Genomic DNA, 13,134 nt, shown 5'->3' on the forward strand with positions numbered 1-13,134 from the left:
TTTTATATCTTGTATGTGTTTGTTTTTAGTTTATTTGATTCTGTCTATTTTTTTTATTTTTTTTTTTTTTTTTTTTTAAAGCAGAGGCCGCCATACGAGTTAGGATTCCGTCTCGTGGGCTCGGAGATTTGTTTAAGAGACAGGTATTGGTTAAAAGTCCCGCTATAACAAGGCTAGAGTGAGTTATCCACTAAATCTGTGGATAAGCCTGTGGGTTAAGTGAAAAAATCGGTTGCTAAGGCCTATGAATAGGGGCTTGAGCTTAAAATGAGCAATTTTGTCGAGTTTTTTTTTTATTGTTTAAAAACAGACTGATGTAAAAATCAACAGTTAATTTTTTGCCATTCAGGGGGTGTTGCCAAATTGTAACCGCTTATTGTGGTCGAATTGTGAATTAAAGTGCCTGTTCTAGGCCGTTGTAGCCTAATATCCCTTGCTAAGTACTTGATTGTTATCTTGTCACAAACTTTCATATGATTAATCATAAACGGTAATAACATTGGTGTAAGAGCGTTTAGTAAGAAGTACATTCTGCTGAGCGCATTATTTCTAATATCAAGCGATGCTTATAAACTTTGTGGTGGTCGATATTCGTTAGATTGGATTAAAGGTGGAAAACTAGCCCATAAGAGTTGAACTGACCTTAAACGCTCATGATATCAATGCGATTAATGTGAAGGCTATGTACAGGGCTCACTTTGGATAGCCGTATATATAGCAATAACCTCTGCTGTTACCTACATTGTTGAATCTTCTGTATCGGTGATAATTTTACGGTTCATGCCATCTTAGTGTTAAATAGGGTAAAATGCGCCCAAGTAAAATGAGGAAGCATAACCTAGTGTCTGAATCTGTATTTCAATTGGAATCGCAATACCAACCTGCGGGCGATCAACCTACGGCAATTAAACAGCTTGTCGATGGATTAGAGTCTGGGGTTGCCAGTCAAACCTTATTAGGTGTTACTGGCTCAGGAAAAACGTTTACTATCGCCAATGTGATAGAACAAATGTCTCGACCGACTATTATCATGGCACCCAACAAGACACTGGCAGCTCAACTCTATGGTGAGATGAAAGAGTTCTTTCCACATAATGCCGTTGAGTACTTTGTTTCTTACTATGACTATTACCAGCCTGAAGCTTATGTTCCCTCTACCGGTACCTTTATCGAAAAGGATGCTTCGGTCAACGCACACATTGAACAGATGCGTTTGTCAGCAACCAAGGCACTGCTCGAGCGTAAAGACGTAGTCCTCATAGCCTCTGTTTCTGCTATCTACGGCTTGGGTGATCCAAAAGCCTATATGAAAATGTTATTGCACCTTCGAGAAGGAGCGATAATGGAACAGCGCGATATGCTGAAACGACTCAGTGAACTGCAATATAAGCGCAATGATACCGATCTTCAGCGCGGTACTTACCGTGTTCGCGGTGAGGTTATTGACGTATTCCCTGCAGATTCCGATAAACATGCCATTAGAGTAGAGCTTTTTGATGATGAAATTGAGCGACTGAGCCTGTTTGATCCGTTAACGGGGCACATTGTTAAGCGTATTGCCCGTATTACCGTATACCCTAAGAGTCACTATGTTACGCCGCGTGAATCTATACTCGCCGCAACAGAGTACATCAAAGAAGAGTTAAGAGACCGTAAGAAGCAGCTACTGGAACTCAATAAACTGATTGAAGAGCAACGTATTACCGAGCGCGTGCAATATGATATTGAGATGATGACAGAGCTCGGATATTGCTCGGGGATCGAAAACTACTCACGCTATCTCTCGGGACGAGCTTCGGGCGATGGACCACCAACCTTGCTCGATTACTTACCCAAAGATGGTTTATTAATTATCGATGAGTCTCACGTGACCGTTCCGCAAATTGGGGCGATGTACAAAGGTGACCGTTCTCGCAAGATGAACCTTGTTGAATATGGCTTTCGCTTACCATCAGCACTTGATAATCGTCCGTTAAAATTTGAAGAGTTTGAAGCCTTAATGCCACAGAGCATTTTTGTATCAGCTACGCCGAGTGATTATGAGATTAATAAATCAGACGGCGAAATTGCTCAACAAGTCGTGCGGCCGACGGGCTTGTTGGATCCTGAGATTGAAGTGAGGCCGGTAGGGACTCAGATTGACGATCTACTCTCAGAAATTGCTAAGCGAGTGGCGGTTAACGAACGAGTGCTAGTGACGACATTAACCAAAAGAATGTCTGAAGATTTATCTGAGTATTTAGATGAACATGGAGTCAAAGTCAGATATCTGCATTCGGATATCGATACTGTTGAGCGCGTTGAAATCATCAGAGATCTCAGACTCGGCGTGTTTGATGTGCTGATTGGCATTAACTTACTGCGTGAAGGCTTAGACATGCCTGAAGTGTCATTAGTGTGCATTCTCGATGCAGATAAAGAGGGCTTTTTGCGCTCAGAGCGTTCACTTATCCAAACAATTGGCCGTGCTGCACGTAATGTGAATGGTAAAGTCATTCTTTACGGTGACCGCATAACTAAGTCTATGGATAAAGCGATTACCGAAACCAATCGCCGCAGAGTGATGCAACACCAGTACAACCTTGATAATGGAATTACCCCTAGAGGTGTTATTAAGCGTATTACCGATGTTATGGATGTGGGTGATAGCAAACAGTATGGTAACTCGCGCAAGGTGGCAGAGCAGGGCGCTGACTATCTGGTTAAACCCGCCGATATTAGCCACGAGATTGATAAGCTTGAGAAACAGATGCATGAGCATGCTAAGAATCTTGAATTTGAAGAAGCTGCAGCGGTAAGAGATCGAGTGGGTCAATTGCGAGAGCAGTTTATCAAAGCGTAGCCATGAACCGTGATGATATAGAGAATGAAAAATAGGGACCTAGTCCCTATTTTTTTAACTTCCTAACGGCATATACTGAGGCTAAACAGATAAGACCACTAATCAGTCCGACAAAATGTGCTTCAGTTGCCACTCTCGCGCCGATAAGCGCGGTGACTTCGCTACTGGCACCGTATGTTTGTTCATAGAAAACTTTTAAAATCACCCCTAGCGTAAGCAAGTAACCTGTTTTCAATCCTTTAGTGATATCAAGTACAGCACCATAAACAAATAATCCGTGCAGCATGCCACTGAGGCCGACATAGCCTTTAGTCTCAGGAAAAAACAGTAACAGCCCAATACCTTGCATTAAACTTAAAGCGACGATAATAACCGCGAGCGATTTAGCGCGGTAATGTTGCTCATGTAATAACAGTATCACCCATAAACCGGCCAAGTTCATGACCAAATGCCAGGCGTTGGTGTGCAGAAAGTTCCCGGTTAACAATCGCCAGTATTGGCCATCAAAAATCAGATCACGCCGATAGGCTAAAAGATCATCTAAGCCCAAATAAAAAAGAGCAATGCAAATGATGCTAATAATGGCAGCCACAGCGTAAGGGCTTTTTACCATTGTCGTTATTTGGTGCATTTAACCGCTAATTGCGCTTGAATATCTTTTGGGTTTGCTAAATATTCATCTAAGCCGCGTTGACGTAACAAACACGCAGGACAGGTACCACAACCATCACCTTTAAGGCCGTTATAGCACGTTAAGGTTTGCTGGCGCACTAACTCTAGACTATCGTATTTGTCAGCTAGAGCCCAAGTTTCGGCTTTATCAAGCCACATTAAAGGCGTGCTGATCTCCAATTGTCTATCCATTCCCTGCATCAATGCTGTTTGCATCGACTTGATAAATTCATTTCTACAATCAGGATAACCAGAGAAGTCTGTCTCGCATACGCCAGTAATAATGACGTCAGCATCAAGCTGGTAGGCATAGATCCCCGCAAGGGTCAGAAATAGAATATTACGCCCGGGAACAAAAGTATTTGGGATTGAATTACTATCTTTGTTTTCTTCGATAGGTATATCACGAGTCAATGCACTGACAGTTAGGTCATTGAGTATTCCAACGTCGAGTAATTTATGGCTTATGGCGCCCAACTGTTTAGATAAAGTCTTTGCTATTTCTATCTCTTGACTGTGACGCTGACCATAATCAAAGGTCACAGTGTGGACTTCATCATATTGGGTGAGTGCTTGAATAAGACAGGTAGTAGAATCTTGACCACCACTAAAAACGACAACAGCTTTGGACATAGTAAGGCTTCAATTTATATTTCTAATGAGAACTGACAGTTTAACGCAGCATCGCTCGCTTTTAAACTACTTGCGACTCGGTTAAAAATCCTCTATAAATGCCGCCCTGCTAATCACGAGGTAAATTAGATGAACTATCCAGTCAATGAAGTGTTTGAAACAATACAAGGCGAAGGCTATTTTACCGGTGTGCCTGCTATCTTTGTCAGGCTTCAAGGTTGTCCTGTTGGCTGCGCATGGTGTGATACCAAACATACTTGGGAGTTAGTGGAGAGTAATCGGGTTAAGCCTGAATTAGTTATCCAAGTTGACGGCACAATAGGTCGCTGGTCTGAGCTTTCAAGTGAACAGCTTGTCAGTGCTTTTAAGCAGAAAGGCTTTACAGCAAAACATATCGTGATTACTGGTGGTGAGCCATGTCTATATGACTTATCAGAATTGACCGCATATTTGCATGACAATGGTTATCAAACACAGATAGAAACCAGTGGTACATTCGACGTTTTATGCGACAGTGATACCTGGGTGACAGTCTCACCTAAAATTAATATGAAAGGCGGTTATAAGGTCTTAGCGCAAGCACTTGAGCGCGCGAATGAGATAAAGCACCCTGTTGCGACCAACAACCACATTGAAGAGCTTGACCAACTGTTGGTTAATATCGACGTTGAAGATAAAACAATTTGCCTGCAACCTATCAGCCAAAAGCCAAGAGCAACTGAACTGGCGATGAAAACCTGTATTGAGCGTAATTGGCGTTTATCGATACAGACCCATAAATACTTAAATATTGATTAGTCAGTAATATACTAATAAAGGTATAGCAAAAAGCCCTAGTGAGAGTGATTTCACTAGGGCTTTTTAGATCTTGTTTAGAGACTATGTTTTAGAGGGGCAATCTAGCACGCTAGTCATACTAAATTGCTTCAGAGCGTCATTATAAGGTGTTAAGTCACCAATGTTAGCTTGCACCCACTCAGGACTGTAATAAGTATCTAGGTAGCGCTCACCAGAGTCACAGATAAGAGTAACGATAGAACCTGTTTGTCCCTTCTTAGCCATTTCAGAGGCTAACTGCAATACGCCATACAGGTTAGTGCCGGTTGATGGACCCGTTTTGCGACCAATGATGCTCTCTAGCCAATAGATGGTCGCTATAGATGCTGGATCAGGGATTTTACGCATTTCATCAACTACACCAGGGATGAAAGAGGGTTCAACTCTTGGTCGGCCTATACCTTCTATCTTACTGCCGTTAACACAAGTAATTTTTTTATCGCCATTGTTGAAATAGTCGAAGAAAACTGAGTTTTCAGGATCGACAACACAAAGTTTAGTGGCTAACCGTTGGTAGCGGATATAGCGTCCTATTGTTGCTGAGGTGCCACCCGTGCCAGGGCTCATCACTATCCAAGTAGGAATTGAATGTTGCTCTTTTTCCATCTGGTTAAAAATAGCGTTGGCAATATTATTGTTGCCGCGCCAATCAGTCGCACGCTCTGCGTAAGTAAACTGGTCCATATAATGGCCATCAAGCTCTTGCGCTAGTCGTTCTGATTCGGCATAGATTTTACTTGAGTGGTCAACGAAATGGCATTGTCCTCCGTAGAATTCAATTTGCTGAATTTTTGTCTTAGCGGTACTACTTGGCATGACTGCGATAAAGGGCAGTCCAAGTAAACGAGCAAAGTAGGCTTCTGATACCGCGGTACTGCCCGAAGATGATTCTATCACCGTGGTGTTCTCTTTTATCCAGCCATTACATAAAGCGTAAAGAAAAAGAGAGCGGGCCAGACGGTGCTTTAAACTACCAGTTGGGTGGGTACTTTCATCTTTCAGATAAATATCTATTCCGCTCAAACTCGGTGTTTCGAGTTTGATGAGATGAGTGTCAGCACTTCGTTGAAAGTCAGCCTCAATTTTTTCGATGGCTTGATTTACCCAATAATTGGTCACGTTAAGGCCTTAGCTGGTAGTAACAAAGCTAAATCATAGTGAAATTGATCAGGGATTGGTAGTAGAAACGGTAGATAAAAATCAGAAATGAGGTTTGGCAACGTTAAGTAAGCTAATGATTAACCTTGATTTTACAACTTTGATAGTTTTAAATTATGAGATGGATATCATAGGAATAAATGAATTTGATCTTTGGCTAGAGAAGTAAGAAGTGGTGGAGGGAGAAGGATTCGAACCTTCGAAGGCTGAGCCGTCAGATTTACAGTCTGATCCCTTTGGCCACTCGGGAACCCCTCCACGAATATCTTTCTACTAACTAATTGTGCGCAAATGGTGGAGGGAGAAGGATTCGAACCTTCGAAGGCTGAGCCGTCAGATTTACAGTCTGATCCCTTTGGCCACTCGGGAACCCCTCCTCAATTGCGGCGGCAATAGTAGTCAGATTTTTTTCCTGTGTAAAGCTTAAATTTGAAATAATGTCTAAAGTATTTGGTTAAGTGGTCGATTAACTATCAACAGGTTGTTTTGTAGGTTTTTTTTTATGCTAATCGAGTGTTATGCAAGCAGTTAACCCTTTAGTTAATGAATTACAGTTAGGCTCACGTCTTAACAGTGCTGTCGAGTCGAATCGTCGTGGTGAGTTTGCTTTATTGCTTTCTTTGCTATCTGCCGATGCTAGCGATATGGCACAGTTCCAAACACCTGAGTTTAAACAGGTAGATTTACGCGCTAAATTCAACTTAGGCGAAAGCCAGCCGTTGATAAACCTACTTAACAGTGACACCCACATTACCAATAACAGTTCTTCATTCCAAAGTGGTGGCACAACTTCCTTTAGACTCGCCAATGCTATTCATGAAGAAGCGCTGGTTATTCGGCGTAAAGAACCGCTAGAGATGGAAGAGGTTATTGCAAACTGCGAGCTCAACACACGCCTTCGTTATCAAAACATACCCACAGAACAGCCCGTAAAACTGAACCATTTTGTAGATCAACTGGTTATGCAACGTCAAATGAGTGAATTAATTGCTCAAGTTTGAGAATGATCCCTTTGTCGCACGTTAAGCTGATATATAATCTGAACATATATCTTGTGTAGGAAAGAGGCTTAACATGAAAAATATTCAAAAGGCACAATCTGATCTAGTTAATGACACGTGTAATGATTGTGGTAGCTTTGTTGACGTTGGTGCAGTGATCGATGAACATGACACGGTATTAGAATTAGCGTTTTCTAGTGAAGATGCAGCTAAAGTCGTTGCAGAGAAAGCAACCAAACGTTTTGTTGATGTTGGTAGCGAAATATCAATAACGGGTAATGATGTTAATTTGGTGCTAACCTTCTCATTTAGTGCAGAAAAGATGATTTTTCAATTAGAGAATAGTTTGTAAGCAATAACGGTATGTCTTGCTGGTATCACTGTTTTTCGGTATCTTCTTTGCTATAAAAATTAGTCGCAAGTATGAAGCTAATTTCTCCGACCATTTGGTGAACCCTTTGTTTGCCTTGCTTTAGGATATCGAGTGAAGAAACATAGATACCAGAAACTTTTAGAACAGATTGTTAACTCAGAGGCAAAGCAAGTAGGCGACTTTCACGCCACGGCTAAAATGTCTACGGAGTTACTTTTTGAACAGCTCGAGGTCTCTCGAGTTGTTATTTCTGGTTTAAGTGAACTCACTAATACGTTAGAAACGGTATACACCGAACCTGCTATTGCGCTAAATGTCGCCCTCCAATTTCGCCCTCAACCATTAGCTTGCCCTATCTTTGTTGAAGAACTTAGAGTGAACAGACATGTTGCTTCCGACCACTGTGTTGAAGATTGTCGCCTTATAGAGCTCAATGGCTATTATCAGCAACACGACGTCAAAGCCGCTTTAGAAGTTGCAATAAGGATCAATGGTCACTTAGAAGGTGTATTGAGCTTAGAGCGTCATACCGGAACTCCTGCCTGGCAAGACTCAGAGATCCAATTAGCCTCTCAAGTCGCCGACCAACTCGCGCTCACATTGGCAACCCAATACTCTTATGATAAAGATGAGCGCTTAAAGCTATTTTTGTCTGCAACCGAGCAGTCTGACCAGATTATGATGGTGGTGAACCTTTCGTCAGCCTGTATCGAATACGTCAATCATGCCCATTTTGAGCTGACTCACATCCCCAAAGATCAAATCATTGGGCGTCCTGTTCAGGCGCTAGATTTTTTTAAACAGTTCCCTCAAAAAGCAGAGAGTGTGCTTGCAAAAGCACGGGCTGGAGAAAGCTCTGAAGAGGAAATGAAACTCGTTCGTCGTGATGGTTCAGATTATTGGGTTCGGCTCAGCGTAAAGCGGTTTATCTCAGAAAGAGGCAATCACTTTGCGTTAATTAATGCAGACAACTGTACCGAACAGCACCTTCATCAGAGCGAATTAGAAAGGTTGGCGTGGCGCTGTACTTTAACCGGCTTATATAATCGTACTCATTTTAGCTGCGTATTAGATAAAGCCAAAGAGGGTCACCTAGTACTCATCGATCTGCGTGGTTTCAAACGTTTTAATGATACCTATGGTCATGCTAATGGCGATTTGATGCTGATTGAAGTCGCTAGGCGAATTCGACACTTCGCCGATATTAACCATATTACAGAGATTGCGCGTATTGGCAGTGATGAGTTTGCTGTGTTAATCGCTGATTCGTGTGATGTTAACGTCATTAACGCCTTAATTGAACGTCTATATCGTCAAGTAGAGCTCCCCGTCAGTATCGGTACCGAGCAGATAGAACCCAAACCCGCCTTAGCCTCTGTTGATATCGCCTCGATTGAACAACTTTTTCCGGCACTGACTTGCGCTGATATTGCTTTGCAGTATGCAAAAAATAAGCAAGGCGATGCCATTCAAGTCTTTAACTCTGCATTACTTAATGCATTTAAAGAGGATGCTCAAATAGAGAGAGATTTAGCGGTGGCAATAAAAGGTCGCCAGTTTGAACTTTACTATCAACCGTTAAAAGATTTGCAGAAACAAACTTACATCGGTGCAGAAGCACTTATTCGATGGCATCACCCTAAAAAAGGCGTGTTGTATCCAGGTGCTTTTATTGATATTGCAGAACAAACGGGGCTTATCACCGATATAGGGGCATGGGTTTTAGAAGCGGCATGTAAACAGCTAAATTTATGGCAGCATCGTCAAATAGATATTTCAATGCACGTCAATGTCTCTGCGAGACAGTTTTTTAGCGGGACGTTGTTTGAGCAGGTTTGGGAACTAATTGGCCGTTATAAGTTGACTCCACAGAGTTTAATTCTGGAAATTACAGAGACAGAATTGATGGAAGATATTCGTTTAGCCACCAATTTATGCAATGAGTTAGCAGAGTTGGGTGTCGGTTTAGCCATAGACGATTTTGGTACAGGCTACAGTTCAATGCGGTATTTGAAACAGTTCCCCATTAGTAAGCTTAAGATCGACCGCTCATTTATCTCGGATCTAAGCGTCAGCCATGAAAGCCGAGAAATTGTTAGCGCGATTATTGCAATGGCGTCTGCGCTAAATATTTCTCTTACTGCAGAAGGTGTTGAGACAAAAGAACAGGAGCTTTTCTTAGCTGAGCACCATTGTCACCAAGCACAAGGCTTTTTATACAGCCCAGCGTTAAGAGTCTCTGAGTTTGGCGATTTTTTAGCTAAATCGACCTTGGTACATTAAGTACTCCATATTTCCACGCTGTGTGACAATACTTCATTCTAAATGTCCCCATTATTAATATCCCAATTTTGAGGAGGTTATAAGCAGCACTGCTTAAACTTCTTACCGCTACCGCAGACACACAACGCATTTCGTTTGGGATACACAGGATCTTGTTGTAGGCCCTCAGTGTAATACCAGCGACCGTCTTCTTTTATAAAATCTGAACATTCATGTATTGCATCCAGCTTGTTGTCGTCAAGAAACCAAGCTTGGAAGCTAACTTTACCTTGGTGACCCAGTTCTGAAAACGAAATAATATCTAACGTTAACCAATTAGGTTGCGGGCCATCACTTAATGCTTGCTGTGTTAAGCCCGATAGGTAGTTTTTATGGTGAGTGTCGATGAGGTAAGGAAAGTGCCCCAAATAAAAAGCACAAAAACGTGAACGCATAAGCTGTTCAGGGCTTAGTGCTGCTTTGACACCTAAATGCAGTGGTTGGCAACAGTGACTATAGGTCTTACTTGAGCAGCAAGGGCAGGGACTCTCGGGATCAATGTTCTGGTTCATCATGAGTTTTGGGTTTTATATTGCTGTTTAACGCTGAAAATTGACGTCCATAATAAAGGTTTGAAGTGGGTTTAGCATTAAAATAAAACGAGGCTTCAGCACGATTATTAGTGTCTACCGTTAAGTACCATTTGCCGTTCTCTTTCTTTTGAGACACGGTAACAAATTTCCCCGCAAATTCGCTAACAGGCTCACCGGCATCGATTGAAGGGTGAAAACGAATAAGGTAGTAGCCGATATCCGTTGCACTCGTGCCTTCAAGGTTTCTTTCGATCACTCTGAAGTCCACTTCAATTTTGGCATTTTTATGTTTGATTTTGCCAAAAAATGTTTTATAAAGCGCAACAATATTGTCTCGCCCAAGGGTAATTTCTTCGCCTTGGCTTTCAGGGATATAGCAGGCATCTTCCGAATAAATTGATTGGATCCTACTGATATCCAATTCGTCAAATGCTTCGTTAAAATGAGTATAAAGTTCGTTTAACGCTTCGTTATCATTAGCGAAAGCTAAATGCATAGCGGCGAGGTACAGACATACTGTTAACGCCAAACGATTTGCTGCTTTTTTAAACATGTATTACTTCAAAAAAATAATTCCTAGTATCACTATAATAGACACCTTAATTGAACTAAAGAATTAGATCTTTACAAGATGTGTAAAAATAGCGGTTTGTTCATTATTTAAGCCGCCAAGTCGACTCTTTGGCATATTTTTAAAGGCGATACCCAGATTACTTCAACATGCTGACGCAATTGACGAGTTTGAACTTTGTCACTTATCAACATGCTAAATGCTGCATTTCGAGGAGTTTTGGAAATGAGTAAGATATAAAAAAGCCATTCTTCCCCTAGAGAAAAATGGCTTTTAGATACTCGGTTAAGACGAGTATGTTAACGTGACTTCAGTTTTACCAACCGCATTGACGATTAGCCGTTTTGTTTTGTTGGTCTAACCATGTTTGCAGTGGAGCAAAATAATCAAGTACGGCTTTGGCATCCATCTCTTTAGTGCCTGTCACCGCCTCCAACGCTTCTGGCCAAGGTTTGCTTTGTCCCATCTCGAGCATGGTATTAAGCTTAGCGCCGGCTTCTTTATTACCATATATACTGCAACGGTGAACTGGTCCGGTATCGCCTGCAATTTCACAGAGTGATTTATGGAACTGGAATTGAAGTATATGGGCTAAGAAATAGCGTGTGTAAGGCACATTTCCTGGCACGTGGTATTTAGCGCCGGGGTCAAAGTCGTTTTCAGTGCGCGCGATAGGCGCTTTTACACCTTGATATTTTTCGCGTAAATCCCACCACGCTTGGTTATATTGCTCAGGTGTGATCTCACCACTAAATACTTTCCAACGCCATTGATCGATCATTAATCCGAATGGCAGAAAAGCAACTTTATCTAACGCTTGCTTTAGGAGTAAACCGATGTCCTTTGATGCATCAGGGACTTCGTCGAGCAGACCAATTTGTTTTAAGTAATTTGGTGTGATCGACAGCGCTATCGTGTCACCGATTGCTTCATGGAAGCCATCGTTTGCGCTATTTTTAAAGATAAATGGCTGTTCTTTGTAAGCGCGCTGATAGAAATTGTGTCCCAGCTCATGGTGAATGACCGTAAAGTCTTCGGCTGTTTTTTGAATACACATTTTTATGCGTAAATCGTCGAGGTTATCCAGATCCCAGGCTGAGGCATGGCAAACAACGTCACGATCTTCAGGTTGAACAAATAGAGAACGTTCCCAAAAGGTATCGGGTAACGCATCAAAGCCTAACGAGGTAAAAAAGCTTTCGGCTTGTTTTACCATCTTTACTTCATCGTAATTATGTTTTGCGAGTAGCTCTGTGACGTTGTAGCCAGGATCTGCATCTTGTGGTGCAACTTGATCATAAACATTGCCCCAACTTTGTGCCCACATGTTACCTAAAAGGTGAGCGGGTATTGGGCCAGATGCTGGCGCTACAGATTCCCCATACTGTTCGTTTAACTCACCACGGACATAACAATGCAAAGAGTCATAAAGTGGCTTAACTTGCCCCCAAAGTCGGTCTAACTCATTTGAAAACGCGTCAGGCTTCATATCATATTGGCTGCGCCATAATTCAGAAAGATTTGCATAACCAAGATCTTGTGCACCTTCGTTTGCAAGTTCCACTTCTCTTTCAAACAGAGGACGCATTGGTTTTGCTATTTCACGCCAGCCTTGCCAAACTTCAAGTAACTCAGCAGGGTCTTTTGACTCAGCCATAATCGCCGATAGCTCCGGCTGGGTTAAACAGCGTCCATCTTCAAAGCAATATTTCCCCTTACCGTATAGACCGTTCAATTCGGCACTGATGTTAGCCAGCTCAGTATTCTTTGCGGGATCTAAAGGTGCAGGGAGGACGATAGAACTACGTAAAATATTTAACTTTCTTTTATCGGCATTGTTTAGTGGTAGGTCAGCGTATTGAGCGGATTGAGTCGCAAGCTTAACAGATGTACCTGTGTACTTTTCTGAGACACTCGCTGATAGGGCTGCTGTGTCTTCGGTGATGAAGTTACTGTAAATCCACTCTGAACGATTGATCTCTATCGATAAGTCAGCCATTTGAGCTTCAGCATCTGCAATGAACTTTTGCGCTTCAATCGTTTTATCAACCGTTTGAGTGCTGACGGCTGCTGTTTCATTACATGCCGTTGCGCCGAGTGAAATGGCAATCAAAGCGGATAACTTAGAAACCTTAGTAAAGGTCATGTTCATCTGTCAAAATCCTTTGTTATTTTTGTGTTGCTTATTTTAC

General features: G+C 42.1%; 11 protein-coding genes and 2 tRNA genes. 5 read left to right on the forward strand and 8 right to left on the reverse strand.

What is annotated here, in order from left to right; all coding sequences use genetic code 11:
• Positions 1-841: 841 nt before the first annotated feature.
• Positions 842-2,842, forward strand: coding sequence for an excinuclease ABC subunit UvrB (gene uvrB, locus CXF82_RS06590; RefSeq protein WP_101092097.1), 2,001 nt, complete (start codon positions 842-844; stop codon positions 2,840-2,842).
• Between the two features lie 46 nt (positions 2,843-2,888).
• Here uvrB and rrtA read toward each other — a convergent pair whose 3' ends face one another.
• Together rrtA and queC are read right to left on the reverse strand one after the other, a co-directional pair.
• Positions 2,889-3,455 carry a rhombosortase gene (gene rrtA / locus CXF82_RS06595; protein WP_101092098.1) on the reverse strand — a complete coding sequence of 189 codons (567 nt, stop codon included), beginning with the start codon at positions 3,453-3,455 and terminating at the stop codon, positions 2,889-2,891.
• A gap of 5 nt (positions 3,456-3,460) precedes the next feature.
• Complete coding sequence (gene queC / locus CXF82_RS06600; protein WP_101092058.1) at positions 3,461-4,147, reverse strand: 7-cyano-7-deazaguanine synthase QueC; 687 nt, start codon at positions 4,145-4,147, stop codon at positions 3,461-3,463.
• Between the two features lie 129 nt (positions 4,148-4,276).
• Here queC and queE point away from each other — a divergent pair, with 129 nt between their 5' ends.
• Positions 4,277-4,945, forward strand: coding sequence for a 7-carboxy-7-deazaguanine synthase QueE (gene queE, locus CXF82_RS06605; RefSeq protein ID WP_101092059.1), 669 nt, complete (start codon positions 4,277-4,279; stop codon positions 4,943-4,945).
• 81 nt (positions 4,946-5,026) lie between these two features.
• Here the strand turns inward: queE and CXF82_RS06610 are convergent, their stop codons facing one another.
• The 3 genes from CXF82_RS06610 to CXF82_RS06620 all read right to left on the reverse strand — a co-directional run bounded on the left by CXF82_RS06610 (position 5,027) and on the right by CXF82_RS06620 (position 6,519).
• Positions 5,027-6,103 carry a PLP-dependent cysteine synthase family protein gene (locus CXF82_RS06610; protein ID WP_101092060.1) on the reverse strand — a complete coding sequence of 359 codons (1,077 nt, stop codon included), beginning with the start codon at positions 6,101-6,103 and terminating at the stop codon, positions 5,027-5,029.
• 212 nt (positions 6,104-6,315) lie between these two features.
• Positions 6,316-6,400 (reverse strand) — tRNA-Tyr (locus CXF82_RS06615).
• Positions 6,401-6,434: 34 nt separating this feature from the next.
• Positions 6,435-6,519, reverse strand: a tRNA-Tyr gene (locus CXF82_RS06620).
• A 141-nt stretch (positions 6,520-6,660) separates the two neighbouring features.
• Here CXF82_RS06620 and CXF82_RS06625 point away from each other — a divergent pair.
• The 3 genes from CXF82_RS06625 (at position 6,661) to CXF82_RS06635 (ending at position 9,799) form a co-directional block, all read left to right on the forward strand.
• Positions 6,661-7,143: a VC2046/SO_2500 family protein gene (locus CXF82_RS06625; protein ID WP_102039206.1), complete on the forward strand. Its 483-nt coding sequence runs from the start codon at positions 6,661-6,663 to the stop codon at positions 7,141-7,143.
• 73 nt (positions 7,144-7,216) lie between these two features.
• The gene (locus tag CXF82_RS06630; RefSeq protein WP_102039207.1) at positions 7,217-7,495 is read left to right on the forward strand and encodes a DUF406 family protein; all 279 of its coding nucleotides are present in this window, start codon (positions 7,217-7,219) and stop codon (positions 7,493-7,495) included.
• A 132-nt stretch (positions 7,496-7,627) separates the two neighbouring features.
• Positions 7,628-9,799 carry a putative bifunctional diguanylate cyclase/phosphodiesterase gene (locus CXF82_RS06635; protein WP_102043887.1) on the forward strand — a complete coding sequence of 724 codons (2,172 nt, stop codon included), beginning with the start codon at positions 7,628-7,630 and terminating at the stop codon, positions 9,797-9,799.
• Between the two features lie 77 nt (positions 9,800-9,876).
• Here CXF82_RS06635 and CXF82_RS06640 read toward each other — a convergent pair whose 3' ends face one another.
• The 3 genes from CXF82_RS06640 to CXF82_RS06650 form a co-directional block, all read right to left on the reverse strand.
• Positions 9,877-10,338, reverse strand: a complete 462-nt coding sequence (locus CXF82_RS06640; protein WP_374702339.1) for a YchJ family protein — start codon at positions 10,336-10,338, stop codon at positions 9,877-9,879.
• The gene (locus CXF82_RS06645; RefSeq protein WP_102039208.1) at positions 10,334-10,924 is read right to left on the reverse strand and encodes a YybH family protein; all 591 of its coding nucleotides are present in this window, start codon (positions 10,922-10,924) and stop codon (positions 10,334-10,336) included. Before CXF82_RS06645 ends, CXF82_RS06640 begins: the two co-directional genes overlap by 5 nt.
• A gap of 334 nt (positions 10,925-11,258) precedes the next feature.
• Positions 11,259-13,094, reverse strand: a complete 1,836-nt coding sequence (locus CXF82_RS06650; RefSeq protein WP_102043888.1) for a M2 family metallopeptidase — start codon at positions 13,092-13,094, stop codon at positions 11,259-11,261.
• Positions 13,095-13,134: the final 40 nt, after the last annotated feature.

The organism is Shewanella sp. GutDb-MelDb, assembly GCF_002836075.1.
In the GTDB taxonomy this organism is placed as follows: domain Bacteria; phylum Pseudomonadota; class Gammaproteobacteria; order Enterobacterales; family Shewanellaceae; genus Shewanella.

Excerpts from the sequence above, each read along its gene's own strand:
- rrtA (WP_101092098.1), bottom strand. The coding sequence starts at position 3,455 with ATGGTAAAAAGCCCTTACGCTGTGGCTGCCATTATTAGCATCATTTGC.
- queC (WP_101092058.1), bottom strand. The coding sequence starts at position 4,147 with ATGTCCAAAGCTGTTGTCGTTTTTAGTGGTGGTCAAGATTCTACTACC.
- queE (WP_101092059.1), top strand. The coding sequence starts at position 4,277 with ATGAACTATCCAGTCAATGAAGTGTTTGAAACAATACAAGGCGAAGGC.
- CXF82_RS06625 (WP_102039206.1), top strand. The coding sequence starts at position 6,661 with ATGCAAGCAGTTAACCCTTTAGTTAATGAATTACAGTTAGGCTCACGT.
- CXF82_RS06630 (WP_102039207.1), top strand. The coding sequence starts at position 7,217 with ATGAAAAATATTCAAAAGGCACAATCTGATCTAGTTAATGACACGTGT.
- CXF82_RS06645 (WP_102039208.1), bottom strand. The coding sequence starts at position 10,924 with ATGTTTAAAAAAGCAGCAAATCGTTTGGCGTTAACAGTATGTCTGTAC.
- CXF82_RS06650 (WP_102043888.1), bottom strand. The coding sequence starts at position 13,094 with ATGAACATGACCTTTACTAAGGTTTCTAAGTTATCCGCTTTGATTGCC.